The organism is Arthrobacter sp. 2RAF6, from assembly GCF_052115205.1.
Lineage (GTDB): Bacteria > Actinomycetota > Actinomycetes > Actinomycetales > Micrococcaceae > Arthrobacter.
In genome coordinates this window covers 1-13,618 of sequence record NZ_JBFRGF010000025.1, presented here as the reverse complement: position 1 = coordinate 13,618, position 13,618 = coordinate 1, and the positions used below count along the sequence as shown (strand labels likewise).

Below are 13,618 nucleotides of genomic sequence, written 5' to 3'. Positions count from 1 at the left end.
AGTGGAATGCGTGAGCTTTGGGCCTGTCCTTACGGGATGAGTATCAAGAGCTCAACAAAGTTTCCGGCTGAGTGCCTCAGCGTGCTTACCTGGGCGACGGTTAGAGACCGGCCGAAACGACGAGGAGCGGAGCGAAGGGAAATCCCCTGCTAGCTCGCCGCCTAGCGTGCGGTGTTGGTGCCGTCGGCGCCAACACCGATGGTTCCAGACATACTTACTCCCCGGTTAGGCGGAAAGTTCATTGGAGTCGAACAGTCCGCTAATGAGCTCGGCGAGATGAGACCAATGTTCGCCGGACATGGCGGCTGCGGCTTTGGCGTCACCTTGTTCGCAGACTTTTATGAGTTCTTCGTGGTGGTCGATGGTTTCCTCGCCGCCGAGGAGTCCGGAGAACTTACGGTAAAGGATGCGGTGCAACTGGGGATGCAATTGTTCGATGACGCGGGCGATGACGGGATTTCCCGCCGCCTCAATGATGACGCGGTGAAAGGCGTCGTCCGCGGCCAAAGCCTTCGAAACGTTCTGCCTTTGCACTGCAGCGGCAAAGTTCCTGTTCGCCTGCCGCATGGAATGGAAGTCCCGCTCGGTCAATCGCGGAACGGCCGACTCCATTGCCAGGGAGTCCAAGACTTTCAGAACGGAGAGATTGGCCGCAACGTCATGCTGGTTAAGGGTGGAGACCCGGGTGTAGACGCCGGGCTTGGATTCAACGAGCCCGCTTTCAACAAGCCGGGTTAGCGCTTCACGGACGGGCGTTCTGCTGAGCCCGAGCATTTCCGCCAGGTCAGCGTCTTTGATCTTTTCTCCGGGAGCCAGGTCGCCGCGGACAATTGCGTCGCGCAGCCGCTCGTAGGCGGCATCGCTCATTTTGGGGCGGTCGACTGTGCTTTGGCGGGCTAGTGGCATATTGGATACTGTACTCTGCATCATCCGGACGCGAGCACCCGTTGTACAAGCGATTCCGCCAGTATTCGGGCTGGGTCGATAAGCGGCACTTCGATGTCCCCCGCCGCCAGGCCCACGGGAACCTCCGTGCATCCGGCAATGATGGCCTGGGCGCCGACATCAATCAGCTTCCGGGCAGCGGTTATGAATTGGGGTCTTACGGCAGTTCCGCTTTTCCCAGCCTTAATGTCCCGGATGGATGCCATGACCAGATGTTCTTGGGATTCAGCGTCCGGAGACAAAACCTCAATACCCTTCTTGTCCAACCATGCCTGGTAAAGACCGGCCTTCTGCGTGCCGGTGGTCGAGAGCAGCCCTACGCGGTGTACATGGGGTGTGAGCAGCTGTACGTGGTTCGCCGTCTCCTCAATCATGTGAACGATCGGGATATCGACCGCTGCTTGGACCGCAGCAAGGAATGCATGAGCCGTGTTGCATGGCACCGCCAGCATCGCCGCTCCGGATTGCTGGAGCAGTTGGGCGCCAGCAATCAACGCTGGCGTCGGATCGGCCCCGTGGGTCAGGAGCGCATCGGTTCTGTCAGGAATGGTCGGATCGGACCAGATGAGGACTTGGAGGTGCTCCTGGTCCGACGAGGCCGGCGTCGCCTGCACCAGCTTGAGATAGAAATCGGCTGTAGCCGCCGGACCCATCCCCCCGAGGATACCGACGACGCTGCGCTTCCTGTCCGGGCTGCCCCCCGGGAGTGCCCTAGCTTTTGAAAGTGTGTGAATGCTGGCACCGCTGGAAAAGATGGCGGGCCTTTCAATCTGCGTGTTCATGTGCGTCGTTTCGTAACGAGGAAGGATTTCTATCCTCCTTCCAATATATTGCACACTGCGTATTGGGTAAAGGGGGGTTCGAGCGTTGTTTGAGCCGCTTGGTGTATCCAGCTCCGGACTCTTGACGCTGATATCCAATATATTGGACACTGAGATAGAATGGGACGCAAACCACAGCCATCCGTCTTCTACCTCGTCCACTGAATGACTGCCCAGGTGTCCCATGTCTGTCCTGCGTCGCGGCAACGAACCGTTGATCGTGTTCGAAGGCGTGAATAAATACTTTGGCGAACTACATGTGCTTAAGAACGTAGTTCTGTCGGTAGCCCCGAGCACGAGCCGCCGCTAAAGCACAAATTCACCGGCCACCGCTTACAACCGAACTGAGCATGGAATGAACCACACCACGTTTTCAACTACCCCCGCCGTCGCAGCAGCTAGCCGCACGGAGACCGACTTCTTGGGCACCCGGCAGGTTCCGGACACCGCCTACTGGGGTATTCAGACTCTTCGGGCCAAGGAGAATTTCCCAATCACGGGCGTCCCGATCTCGTCCTACCCCGTCCTGATCAAGGCTCTGGCGCAGGTCAAGCACGCCGCCGTTCTCGCAAACTACGACCTCGGGCTGATCAGCGAAACCAAAAAGAATGCCATCGTCCAGGCCTGCAAGCACATTGAAGATGGTCAACTGCTGGATCAGTTCGTCGTGGACGTGATCCAGGGTGGTGCGGGAACCTCCACGAACATGAACGCCAACGAAGTGATCGCCAACAGGGCGCTGGAGTACCTTGGCCTCGACAAGGGTGACTACGCGGCGATTCACCCGAATGGGGACGTCAATCTCGGACAATCAACGAACGACGTTTATCCCAGCGCTCTGAAAATCGCGACCATTAATGGCGCTGGCCAGTTGCTCGAGGCAATGGCCTACCTTCGTGCCTCCTTCGCACGCAAAGCCAAAGAGTTCGAAGATGTCGTCAAGGTAGGCAGGACCCAGCTGCAGGACGCCGTGCCCATGACCCTCGGACAGGAGTTCGGCACCTACGCCGTCATGGTGGGCGAAGACGAGCTCAGGATCAAAGAGGCCATGGTGCACCTGCACGAAATCAACCTCGGAGCTACAGCCATCGGAACGGGCATCAATACGCATCCGAACTACGCCGCTGCCTCCTGCGCACATCTGCAGCGAATCACGGGACTGCCACTGGCAACCGCGGCGAACCTCGTGGAAGCGACCCAAGACTGCGGTTCCTTCGTCCTGTTCTCAGGGACACTCAAGCGGGTTGCCGTCAAGCTCTCTAAGATCTGCAACGACCTGAGGCTTCTCTCCTCCGGACCCCGCGCCGGATTTGCCGAGATCAATCTGCCCCCGCGGCAGGCCGGCTCCAGCATCATGCCCGGCAAGGTCAACCCCGTCATCCCCGAAGTCGTCAACCAGGTGGCCTTCGAGGTCATAGGAAACGACCTTACAATCACCATCGCTGCGGAAGCAGGACAGCTACAGCTCAACGCCTTTGAACCCATTATCGGCCGGTCCATGTTTGCCAGCCTGGCCCATTTGACCGCTGCCTGCACCACTCTCGCAGATCACTGCATTGACGGGATCACGGCCAATAAGGCATTCCTCCGTGCTCAGGTCGATGCCAGCATCGGGGTGGTAACGATCCTCAACCCCTTGATCGGTTATGACGCCTCGACATCAATCGCCAGGCAGGCCCTCGCCACCGGCCGGAGTGTCACCGATCTCGTCCTGGAGCGCGGGCTCCTCAACGCCGCAGAACTCGACGCGATCCTTCGACCGGAGCACCTAGCCAACCCTCAGGCGGCCTCAGCCCAAATCGACGTTGAGCAGTAGCCCATGCCGACTATGACGAACACCCCACAACCCGGCAGACAGCTGAGCGGACCACCCCTGCCCCATCGAAACGGGAGAGCACTGCAGCTTCCCGCCAACCTCTCCCGATCCTGGCTGCTGACCGCCGCCGCCAAAAAGACTGCCTTCGCTGCTGCGCTTACATCCGAAGCAGACTCCGTCATATTGGATCTGGAAGACGCAGTCCCGGCAACGGAAAAAGCCCATGCACGACAAATAGTGGCCGAGGCACTGTCCACCGGAACGAGCACCTGGGTGCGCGTCAACGGACCGGAATCCGAGTACTGGGCCGATGACTTGGCGGCGCTGTCCCAGGCACCAGGACTGCGGGGCATCATGCTGGCCATGACGGAAACGGCCGACCAAATCGCCGCTACCGCCTCAAGGCTCCCCGCCGGAACGCCGATCATCGCCTTGATTGAGTCCGCGATAGGCATAGAAAATGCGGCCATGATCGCCACCGCACCCAGCACGTTCCGCCTGGCCTTTGGCGTCGGAGACTTTCGTCGGGACACCGGGACGGCAGATACCCCGGCTGCCCTCGCATACGCGCGCTCACGCCTTGTGATTGCGTCCCGAGTGGGGGGTCTCCCTGGCCCGATAGACGGCCCCAGCGTCGACGCCTCCGAACGTGAGCTGTTCGAGGCGGGCCGACTCAGCGCAGAAATGGGCATGACAGGCAAGCTCTGTTTGGCGCCTGCAGCGGCCGAAACGATCAACAAGGGGCTTTCCCCCAGCGAAGCTGAACGTCAATGGGCGACGGAGCTGCTCGCGGCTCACGAATCGGGCGTTGCTCCTGGAGACGGTTCATATCTTCCGCGGCTCCTCCGGGCACAAAAAATACTCTCCCTTGCTAAGGCATACGGGCTCTGCAACGCCTGATCACTTCAGCACGTGCAGGGGCCTTTCCTGGTGTTCGATCAAAACCCTAGATGCAGTAGGGATGTAGCATCACAACTTCATTCTGAACTCCGGCCCTCACACGTCTGCCGACCTACGCTCTTTCATATAGGCCGTTGAAAATCTCGGTGCCCAACTGGAAGACCCGTCCGGCTGCGAGCGGACCCGCATCAACAAGTAACCTCAATCCGGGCAAGGAATTCGGAATCGGCCCAGGGATGGTTGATTTCGGCAAATTCCTGCCGGAGAATACTTGACCCGCTTCGGAATGTGAGGCGTTCCGGAGAGGGTGTCGTACTCGCTGTCAACCCTCCCGGATGGCGTGCAGGCCGGTCAGGGGTCCGCCGTCCACTTGCATGAGGCGGCCCATCGGCAGCGGGCCGAGGTCGACGGGGGCGAACCCGAAGCCCTCGACGACGGAGCGGAAGAGCTTCTTCGAGTTCCGGTCGTCGCCAGCGTAAAAAAGGATCCGGCGGCCGGCTGCGGTGATGGGGTCGGCAGCAATATAGGGGCCATACATGTTATCGAAGGCCTTGATGACGTGCGCCCCGGGGATCAGTGAGGCGACGAGTTCACTGCCTCCGATGTCGAGCTTGTCCGCGACAAACGTGGGAGTCAGACTCGCCCATTGGTTGGTGGCATCAATGACGATCCGCCCTTTGCGGGCAGGTAAGTTAGCCACCGCCTCTCGGACCTTTGTCCAGGGGACGGCGAGGACGACGAAATCCGCGCATACAAGGTAAACCCCAGGACTGGTGAGAAGTCTTCCATCTAATCTGATGAGCAGCCACGAAGGGCTGGGCAGTTGAAGCCTGCGCCCGCCATGACCGTTGTTGGATAGGCGCGCAGCGTGGTCCTTGCGGAAGATGACCGTCGGCGCTTGTATAGGAAGGAATATGCCGAGGTGGATCGTCCGTCACTGTATTTGTGCGTCGGTTTAGCGTTCGGGCCCGCCGCGTTCCAGCGACCTGTGTGATCGAATGCCGCGCGGTGGACTTCTACAGCCGGAGCGATGCCAAGGCTTCCGGTGAGGTTGGCGCGACTCTGCGCCCAGTTTGGCGGATCGGGAACGTTTTCTGGTCCTGCAGGCTCGCTGAAAGGGCGACTCGGAAGTTGCCGTGAAGGTCATCCCACGGTCCCGGGAACCGTCCGTCGGTGGCCCACTCCCAGCCGTTCCAGGCCCACGGTTCCGGGGGTGCCAGATACCTTCGCGATGACAGGCACCTGCATTTCTTACTCGGTTTGGATGGGGCCCCGCGAACGGCGTCGGGGGCGGCCTGCCGCGACATGCCGACGGCCGCGGCTCGTGAGCGCCCTGCCGCCGATGGCCGGACATCGCTTCAGGCGTCGGCTGCAGCCGTGGCAGTGTGCTGTCTTGCTTGACGCCGTGATGGGCCGGCGTCAAGCAAGACAGATCAGGCCGCTCCTGGGGCCAAAGCTGCGTCGTTCAGGGCGAAGGAAGGGAATCGAGAGGTGAATTCCTCGCTTTCCACCAGCATGCGGCGGGCGTATTCCGGAGTGTCCGACGCCGACGTGTCGACGTTGAGTTCGAGAATCTTTCGAACCTGGCCTGGCCCCACGATGAGCGAGGCGCCCACGATGTAGCCTGCATCGTGCAGTTCATCGACCAAGGGACGCTCCAGAATCGCCAGGGAAATCAGGATGGTCGAGACGCGAAGCCGCTTTGCGTGTTCGCGCCAGTTGCTGTCCAGATCCGGAACGTGCAAAGCAGTTCCGCGAGGAGAGTCGGCCCAGACGTCCGTGTAATCGGCCAGCGACAGCGGGTCGAAGCTCGTCACCAGGCATCTGGCCTGATCGTGCTCGGGCCGGTTGAGGAGCATCTCCGCGAGTGGTCGTGCGGCAGCGGGATCCTTGATCTCGACCTGAAGGAGGACGGTTGTCGCGTCGAGAACTTCTTCGAACGTGGGGACACGTTCCCCCGAGCCCAGGTCCACGCTCCTTAGCTCATCGAACGTCAGCTCTTCGACGGGAGTGTGCAAATGCGGCGTTGACGTCGCTGCGGTTCGGGCAACGGTCCTATCGTGGATGACGACGAGAACACCGTCCCGGGTCATCTTGATGTCCAGCTCGATCTCGTCGACGCCGGCACGTTCTGCGCTGGCAAACGAGGACAGGGTGTTCTCTGGCGCGTCCGCCATGTTTCCGCGGTGTCCGCAGAGGACGAAACGGCGTTCAGTAGTCATGTTGTCTGTCCCTTTTTGATGGTGAGAGTGCAAAAGCAAGTACCGGGGCTAGCGCAAAAATGGTTCAAGGGCCTGGGTAAGTTCCGGATCGGCGACAAGGATGAGTTCCGCGCTGGGCGGGTCTTCGGCCAGACCTCCCACTTTGGCTCCGGCCTGGGCGGCGATCAGCGCCGCCGCGGCGTAGTCCCAGATCGGCAGCCCGCGCATGTAATGGGCGTCCACGGTTCCGGACGCGACCGCGCAAATGTCCAAGGACGCGGTGCCGACCATCCGGAAGTCACGGATGTACGGTACGAGCGCGGCGACAGTCTGCTTCTGCCGCTCACGCTTGGCCAGATCGTAGGTGAAACCGGTCGCCACCAACGCACGGTCCAGCGGAACATTGCTGTTGACGCGAATCTGCGTACCGTTCAGGTATGCGTGGTGGCCGACGGCTGCAGTGTATTGAGCGCCAAGTGCCGGCGCGTAAACACAGCCGGCGACGGCCTTGCGCACTCCGTTTTCCTCCAGGACGGTCGCTGCGATCGACACCGCGTAGTTCGGCGAGCCGTACAGGTAGTTGACGGTTCCGTCGATGGGATCCACAACCCAGGTGATACCGCTCGTTCCCGCCTCATCATCACCGCTCTCTTCGCCGAGAAACCCATCCTCGGGCCGGAGCGCCCTCAGTCGTTCCCGGATCAGCGCCTCCACTCTGATGTCAGCTTGCGTGACGATGTCCAGTTGGCTGGATTTTGTCGACTGCACGCTGATTCCGGCGTTACGCATGGTAGCAGCTAATCCGCCGGCCTCCACAGCGATGTCGCGAGCGATCGCCAGCAACTTTAGGGGATCAATGGTTGTCAATTTGACCTCAAACTTTCTTTCTTTCTTGGTCCGTGATGTCAGATCGATGAGTCGCCGCGTGCTGTGAGATCTGACGCTGGATCGAAGCCGAATCGAGCCGTGCTCGGTGGGCTTCACGCTCAGGCACAGCGCGACGGTTGGTGGCGCGCCTCACCTAGTTCTTGTGACGCCTATTTCATCCCGCTCCGGGCGACGCTGGTGATGAACTGCTTCTGAAGGAGGAGGAAGATCAGGACCATCGGGAGAGCGGCAAGGACGCCGGCGGACATCAGGACGTTCCAGTCCGTGGTGTAGGCGCCGCGAAGCAAGGCGATCCCGGGCCCTAGAGTGAGTCTCTCGACCGACCTGTTGACGACGATCGGCCACAGTAGTTCCTTCCACTCCGCGAGCACCGCCAGGAGCGACACAGTGACGAGCCCGCTCCGCGCGATGGGAACGACGATCGTCGCCAAAATGCGCATGTGGGATGCGCCGTCGATGCGCGCGGCCTCGATCAATTCCCGCGGGATACCCCGGAAGAACTGATACATCAAGAACACGCTGAACACATCGAAGATCGACGGAAGGACCAGCGCCACGAGGGTGTCGGTGAGGTGGAACGCCGAAATGATCGCGTAGTTCGGGATGATGAAGATGTCCCCGGGAACCATGATCAAGGTCAGGACGACGACGAGGATGATCCGGGCGCCAGGCACCTTGATGATGGCGAGTGCGTAGGCGCCGAGCGTTGCCACGACCAAGGTACCGATCGCCCGCCCCAACGAGGCCAGGACCGTGTTGCCCAGCAGCGTAAAGAACGGCAGCCGGTCGAATACCTGCTTCACGCCGTCCAGGGTCGCCGGTGACGGGATCACGTTCGGCGGAACCTGAAGGGCCTGACCCGCGGACATCAAGGCGGTGGCAAGCATCCAGGCGAATGGCGCCAGGATCACGAGCCCTACCGCCACGATGGCGATATAGGTCCACCAACGGGACCGATATTGGTTGAGCATCAGCCGTCCTCTCCATAGTGGACGAATCGTCGTTGCAGCCGGAACAAAACGAGCGAGACAGCCAGGATGATCACGAAGAGCAACATCGAGACTGCAGACGCGTAGCCCCGGTCGCCGGTGTTGAGGAAGGCGAGCTGGTAGTAGTAGTAGACAGCTGTGAGCCCGTATTTGGCGGACGCGGGCAACTCCGGCGGAAGCAGGATGTAGACCACGTCGAAGAGTTTGAGGGTGCTGATGGTTGTCGTGAGCACGACGAAGAACAGCGACGGGCTCAGGAGCGGGAGCGTGATCGAGAAGAACCGGCGCACCGGGCCAGCCCCGTCGATGGAGGCTGCTTCGTAGACCTCGGAGGGGATATCCTTCATCCCGGCGTACAAGATGATCGTCGGAACGCTGAAGGACAGGAACACGACGATGACGGTGACGACGGCCGTGACGCCGGTCGCGCTGCCGAACCAGCTGACAGGCTGCCCGCCGAGCGCTTGTATCGCGGCGTTGATCAGCCCGTACTGGGTCTGGAACAGCCACCCGAAAAGCATGATCGCGGCCGTTGGGAGAGCCACCGCGGGCAGGAACACGACGGCCCGGAACGCCGACGCTCCCCGGAACCGGTGCTGCATGAGTGTGGCACACAGCAACGACACGATGACCACGCCGGGAACGATGAAAGCGCAGAACTTGAACGTGTTGATCAGGGCGACACCGAGCTGATCATCCGCGAACAGTCGCACGTAGTTGTCAACGCCGAGGAACTTCGGAGCCCCGAAGGCCCCGGCCTTGGTGAACGAAAGCCAGACGTTGTAGCCAAACCCGTAGAACCGGAAGACCAGAAGGCCTGCGAACAGGGGAAGCAGAAACAGCAGGCCCGTCCGGGCGTCCCGCCGCCCGAGGCCGCGCCGCCGCCCCGGGCGGCGACGCGGGCTCGACTCGACGCCCTCAGAGCGCGAGATGGTGGTTTGGGTCACTTGAATGAACCTGTCAGGAGCGTGTCTATCTTCTTCTCCACGTCGGCGGCGGAAATGGATCCGGCGTAGTAGTCGCCCACGGCGCTTTCGATCTGCGGGTTGTTCGCCCGGACCGGCGGGTACTGGGTGGTGGTGCGGAGGTAGCTCTCGGCGAGCATCGGCGCGAAAGCCTCCTTCAGGCTGGCGATCGAGCCGTTCGCCTGGTAGTAGGCCGCCTGTACGTCGGTTGACACGTTGGCTGCAGGGCTCGCGCCGCCTTGGACATGCAGCTTGGCGCCCTCATCCGAAGTAAGGAACTTGATCAGCTTCCATGCTGCGTCCTTGTGCGTGGAGTTCGAGTTCATCACGTACGATAACCCGTTGGTGTCCGTGGCGTGCGAGCCGTTGATCGAAGGCTGCGGGACAGCATGCAGCGTTCCGCTGGGAAGGCTGGACTTGGACAGCAGCGACAGCTGGTATGAAGGGATCTTCGCCATCGCGATGGTCCCGGAGATCAGCGAGGACGCGGCGTTGAAGTCGGTGGAGTCCTTGACGGCCGGAATGAGCTTCTGGTCCTGCAGGCTCTTGATCCTTGTCAGCGCCTCCGTCGCCACGGAGGAGGACACAGTGCCCTTGTTGTCCTGGACGACGGTCCCCCCGAGCTGGTGGATGATGCTCGCCGCGCCGTTGTTGAAGCTATAGGTGTAGAACATAGGGAAGTCTTTGGAGGAAGCCTGCTTCGCCTTGATCTCTCCGGCGATCCGGACCATGTCATCCCACGTCCAGGTGGCCGTGGGCAGGTCGGTCACGCCCAGCTTCTTGAACACATCGGCGTTGTAGATGAAGCTCCAGACGTCCTGGTCTTTCGGCATGCCGTACTGTTTGCCGTTGATCTTGTACAGATCGGCTAGCTTCTTCGGGTACGCGTCCATCGACACGTTGTCCTTCTTGATGTAGTCATCCAGCGGCTCGAGAGCGCCACCGTTGACGTAGGTGGGAGCCTTTGAGCTCTGCCACATGACATCCGGCCCCTGGCCGGCGCCCAGGGAAGCATCGAGTTTCGTGTAGTACTGGTCTTCCGGTACCTGCTCGAGCGTGACATGGATGTTGGGGTTGGCGGCCTGGAATCCATCCACAGCCTTCTGGACACCGGCTTTCTGGGCAGGGTCCCAGATCATCAGACTCAGGTTGGCGGAACCGGCGCTGTCTGACGAGCTTGTGCCCGTGCTGCAGCCAGCGGCGCCGGCGATCAGTGCTGCGCCAACGGCGGCAACCAGGAAGGTGCGTCTTGCGGGCTTGATCGAAAACATCTCTGGGTTTCCTTACGATTCTCATGGGGTGGGTCGCCTGCTTTGCATTTAGACGCAAGGCAGGGACGTGACCGGCGAAAACAATCCATGACAGGGCTCACAACTCTCGGACGAGCCATTGGCGGGAGCGTTCCCGGTTCTTTCTCAAGGTAACAAGAGGCTGCGGCGTCGGCAAGACCCCAAAATTAAGAAAATCTGCCACCATAGGCCCCGGATATTCGGGATTTTCTTGAGTATTCGCTCCAACGGAGGGTAAAATGTTTACTGAGATACCCGGGAACCTTCCCGGTTTGTTCACCCTAGGTTCACCCGCTGATTGCCTTCGGAACGAGCTCTTGGGGCGGATCCGCGCGTTCTACGTGATCTGCCTTCAGAGCGTTCGTCGCGGGCGTCGCCCCCGAGTGCCGCCGCGACCGCGCAAGGAGGGCAGTCAAGCTGGACGCGCGTACCCGGAGGCCACCCGGTGGCGGCCAACTATAGTCATTGGAGGAACGATCCCGGAGTGACGGCATCCCAGCCGGGTTCCCGCAGAAGGAGGCAGTAGCAGATGGTTAAGCCGCGCAAGGCACCGACGATTCTCGACGTCGCCAAGGCAGCAGGTGTCTCGAAGTCCGCGGTGTCCCGCGCCCTGCTTGGCCAAGGCGATGTCAACCCCGACACCCGCCAACGTATCGAACAGGCGGCCCGCGAACTCGGCTACGTCGCCAATGCCATGGCCCGTGGCCTTGCGAACTCGCGCACGAAGACGATCGGGGTCGTCCTGCGCGATGTCAGCAGACCGTTCTATGCCTTGCTTCAGGCGGCGATGCAACAGGAGGCCGAGAACCGCGGCTATCAGGTCATCAGCATGACCAGCGCCGGCGAGCTCGAAGTCGCCGACGCTCTTCGCGCCCTACGGAGCCTGGTGTCGCTGCAAGTCGACGGCCTTGTCATCGCCTCGGCACGGTTGCCATCCGAAGAGATCGTGCCCTTCATCGAGCGGGTGCCCATCGTCGTAGCAGGTCGGCGGGAGACCAGCCGGGGCATCACAAGCGTCTTTTGCGACGACATCGACGGTGGCCAGATTCTGGCCGATCACGTCTTCGGGCTGGGCCACAGGCAGATCGCGGTCATCCTGGTCAACCGGGAATACTCGCTCAGCCAGAACGCGCGGGGCCAGGCCATGATCGAACGCATCCGCGCTTCCGGAGGAAACCCGGTCGTCTGGGAAGTCGAAAGCGACTTCGTCGCAGCAGACGACGTGGACGCGCGCCTCGACGGCGCCGACGTAACAGCGATCATGTGCCCGACGGACCCCTCCGCCGTCAACCTCCTTGAGCGGCTCCGCCAGAGAGGGATCTCCAGCAGCGAGATGGCCGTGACCGGGTACGACGGCTTCGGGCCCCTGGCGGTCCCATTCCTGGGGCTGACCACGTTCGAACAGCCCGTGCGCGAGATAGGACGAACCGCGATCGGCCTTCTGGTAGATCGGATCGAGGGCCTTACCGACCAAGACCGGCTGGTTGCCCTGCGCGGCAGCCTCGTGCCCGGCCGGACCGCTGGGGCACCAGCCATCGCGCACCCCGTGCCATCGCAATAGAAGCAGGGATTCCCTCCCAATGCGGGATGCTCGTACAAAACATCGGGGTCGACAGGCGGAATGCGACCGCGCACAGGGTGCCCGCCTCATGCGTGTGCCCGGGTGAAGAAACACTTGACCGAGGGTTCCCAGTACTCGTTGGCTAAGGCCCTGCTAAGAATGGGTGATTTCGCGGTCTGCCAATAGGCCTTGCTGCTCATGACCTACGCCGCTAACGGGGCTTTGCACCAGAAAGCAAAGGCAGCGGCTCCGGTGTTTCTGTCTTCCAGAGTTATCGAGGTCCTACCGGCCGCGCTTGCACGCGGGTCCTGATGGAGCTACCTGGGGCGGTACACATCGGAGCGGTGGTCGTCCCTCAGGATGCTGATGCTGTGGTGTTCCTCGTCGATGGAGTACAGGATGCGGTAGGGGCCGCGTCTGGCCGAGTGGAGGCCGGCCATGTCCCGCTCCAGGGCCGTGCTTACCCGTTGCGGGCTTGCGGACAGGTCGCCGTCGACGAATTCGATACGGGCGGCGAAGGACGCCGGAGGCGTGATGGGCAGTCCTGCAATGAACTCGCCGACCTCGTCGGCCAGGCGGTTATCCATTGTCAGCTCAAAGTTGGCCAGGCTTAGATGTGCGGCGAACTCGTATTCCACTACGGACGGCACCAGGTAGTCAGAGTGCGGAACCGAGAGAGGAAAGGACCGCGGCTTTTACTTTGGCAGCGACTTCAGCCAGTGGTTCGTTCCGGTTACCGCCCGTTGCATCGCAGTCGATGTTGTAGACGAACGCATCGCTTTCCCTGCGTTCCACACCCCGGTTGTACACGGGTAGTGGTTTCTGCTTCTTGAAGACCTCCTCGAGCGTGGAGGTGAGTTCTGCTTCACTCGCTTCTGTTTTGAGGTTCCCGATGAGGGTTGCGTGGGGCGCGAATGCTGCCGCCGAGACCAGCCCGTACTGGTGTTTTAGGGCCAAGGTGATCTGGGTGACAGCCCAACAGGTGGCAGGGTCAGGGCGGAGAAAGATTCCATACCTGATGTCGCTCACGTCGCGTTCTCCTTAGACCAGATGCTCGTATCCATGCGTCTCCGGCCGGTGGCCTTTGACGTGGCTCTGTTGAGCCAGGGCTGTCCATCCCGGCGGTTCATAGCTTCGCCACGTCCCAGGACTTGATGTGGCGCCAGGTCATTTGCTCCCACCATGGCCCGTCCCAATCAGCACGAAACTCGAACAGCGTGTACCAGCGCAACGTAAACGAGGC

13 protein-coding genes are annotated in these 13,618 nt (G+C 61.3%); 3 read left to right on the top strand and 10 right to left on the bottom strand.

Annotated features, from left to right (window positions below; genetic code table 11):
* Positions 1 to 225: 225 nt before the first annotated feature.
* Both AB4Z38_RS16875 and AB4Z38_RS16870 read right to left on the bottom strand, forming a co-directional pair.
* The gene (locus AB4Z38_RS16875; RefSeq protein WP_441430769.1) at positions 226 to 906 is read right to left on the bottom strand and encodes a GntR family transcriptional regulator; all 681 of its coding nucleotides are present in this window, start codon (positions 904 to 906) and stop codon (positions 226 to 228) included.
* Positions 907 to 926: 20 nt separating this feature from the next.
* Positions 927 to 1,952, bottom strand: a complete 1,026-nt coding sequence (locus AB4Z38_RS16870) for an aspartate/glutamate racemase family protein (RefSeq protein ID WP_441430768.1) — start codon at positions 1,950 to 1,952, stop codon at positions 927 to 929.
* Between the two features lie 169 nt (positions 1,953 to 2,121).
* Here AB4Z38_RS16870 and aspA point away from each other — a divergent pair, with 169 nt between their 5' ends.
* A complete protein-coding gene (gene aspA / locus AB4Z38_RS16865) occupies positions 2,122 to 3,582 on the top strand; it encodes an aspartate ammonia-lyase (protein ID WP_441430767.1) in 1,461 nt (486 codons plus the stop codon).
* Between the two features lie 12 nt (positions 3,583 to 3,594).
* The gene (locus tag AB4Z38_RS16860; protein WP_441430818.1) at positions 3,595 to 4,482 is read left to right on the top strand and encodes an HpcH/HpaI aldolase/citrate lyase family protein; all 888 of its coding nucleotides are present in this window, start codon (positions 3,595 to 3,597) and stop codon (positions 4,480 to 4,482) included.
* Positions 4,483 to 4,804: 322 nt separating this feature from the next.
* Here the strand turns inward: AB4Z38_RS16860 and AB4Z38_RS16855 are convergent, their stop codons facing one another.
* The 6 genes from AB4Z38_RS16855 to AB4Z38_RS16830 all read right to left on the bottom strand — a co-directional run bounded on the left by AB4Z38_RS16855 (position 4,805) and on the right by AB4Z38_RS16830 (position 10,796).
* Positions 4,805 to 5,281, bottom strand: a complete 477-nt coding sequence (locus AB4Z38_RS16855) for an NADPH-dependent F420 reductase (protein WP_441430817.1) — start codon at positions 5,279 to 5,281, stop codon at positions 4,805 to 4,807.
* A gap of 634 nt (positions 5,282 to 5,915) precedes the next feature.
* Positions 5,916 to 6,704, bottom strand: coding sequence for a glycerophosphodiester phosphodiesterase (locus AB4Z38_RS16850; protein ID WP_441430766.1), 789 nt, complete (start codon positions 6,702 to 6,704; stop codon positions 5,916 to 5,918).
* 48 nt (positions 6,705 to 6,752) lie between these two features.
* Positions 6,753 to 7,550: an inositol monophosphatase family protein gene (locus tag AB4Z38_RS16845; protein WP_441430765.1), complete on the bottom strand. Its 798-nt coding sequence runs from the start codon at positions 7,548 to 7,550 to the stop codon at positions 6,753 to 6,755.
* Positions 7,551 to 7,720: 170 nt separating this feature from the next.
* The gene (locus AB4Z38_RS16840) at positions 7,721 to 8,542 is read right to left on the bottom strand and encodes a carbohydrate ABC transporter permease (protein ID WP_441430764.1); all 822 of its coding nucleotides are present in this window, start codon (positions 8,540 to 8,542) and stop codon (positions 7,721 to 7,723) included.
* Entirely contained in the window at positions 8,542 to 9,507 is a 966-nt protein-coding gene (locus AB4Z38_RS16835; RefSeq protein ID WP_441430763.1) for a carbohydrate ABC transporter permease, read from the bottom strand. The genes AB4Z38_RS16840 and AB4Z38_RS16835 overlap by 1 nt, the downstream gene beginning before the upstream one ends.
* Entirely contained in the window at positions 9,504 to 10,796 is a 1,293-nt protein-coding gene (locus tag AB4Z38_RS16830) for an ABC transporter substrate-binding protein (RefSeq protein WP_441430762.1), read from the bottom strand. The genes AB4Z38_RS16835 and AB4Z38_RS16830 overlap by 4 nt, the downstream gene beginning before the upstream one ends.
* A 547-nt stretch (positions 10,797 to 11,343) precedes the next feature.
* On the opposite strand from AB4Z38_RS16830, the gene AB4Z38_RS16825 reads away from it, so the two are divergent.
* Positions 11,344 to 12,375, top strand: a complete 1,032-nt coding sequence (locus tag AB4Z38_RS16825) for a LacI family DNA-binding transcriptional regulator (RefSeq protein WP_441430761.1) — start codon at positions 11,344 to 11,346, stop codon at positions 12,373 to 12,375.
* Between the two features lie 317 nt (positions 12,376 to 12,692).
* Here AB4Z38_RS16825 and AB4Z38_RS16820 read toward each other — a convergent pair whose 3' ends face one another.
* Entirely contained in the window at positions 12,693 to 13,025 is a 333-nt protein-coding gene (locus AB4Z38_RS16820; protein ID WP_441430760.1) for a type II toxin-antitoxin system RelE family toxin, read from the bottom strand.
* Between the two features lie 7 nt (positions 13,026 to 13,032).
* Entirely contained in the window at positions 13,033 to 13,404 is a 372-nt protein-coding gene (locus tag AB4Z38_RS16815; RefSeq protein WP_441430759.1) for a hypothetical protein, read from the bottom strand.
* Positions 13,405 to 13,618 lie beyond the last annotated feature (214 nt).

Excerpts from the sequence above, each read along its gene's own strand:
- AB4Z38_RS16875 (WP_441430769.1), bottom strand. The coding sequence starts at position 906 with ATGCCACTAGCCCGCCAAAGCACAGTCGACCGCCCCAAAATGAGCGAT.
- AB4Z38_RS16870 (WP_441430768.1), bottom strand. The coding sequence starts at position 1,952 with ATGGGACACCTGGGCAGTCATTCAGTGGACGAGGTAGAAGACGGATGG.
- aspA (WP_441430767.1), top strand. The coding sequence starts at position 2,122 with ATGAACCACACCACGTTTTCAACTACCCCCGCCGTCGCAGCAGCTAGC.
- AB4Z38_RS16860 (WP_441430818.1), top strand. The coding sequence starts at position 3,595 with ATGACGAACACCCCACAACCCGGCAGACAGCTGAGCGGACCACCCCTG.
- AB4Z38_RS16850 (WP_441430766.1), bottom strand. The coding sequence starts at position 6,704 with ATGACTACTGAACGCCGTTTCGTCCTCTGCGGACACCGCGGAAACATG.
- AB4Z38_RS16840 (WP_441430764.1), bottom strand. The coding sequence starts at position 8,542 with ATGCTCAACCAATATCGGTCCCGTTGGTGGACCTATATCGCCATCGTG.
- AB4Z38_RS16830 (WP_441430762.1), bottom strand. The coding sequence starts at position 10,796 with ATGTTTTCGATCAAGCCCGCAAGACGCACCTTCCTGGTTGCCGCCGTT.
- AB4Z38_RS16825 (WP_441430761.1), top strand. The coding sequence starts at position 11,344 with ATGGTTAAGCCGCGCAAGGCACCGACGATTCTCGACGTCGCCAAGGCA.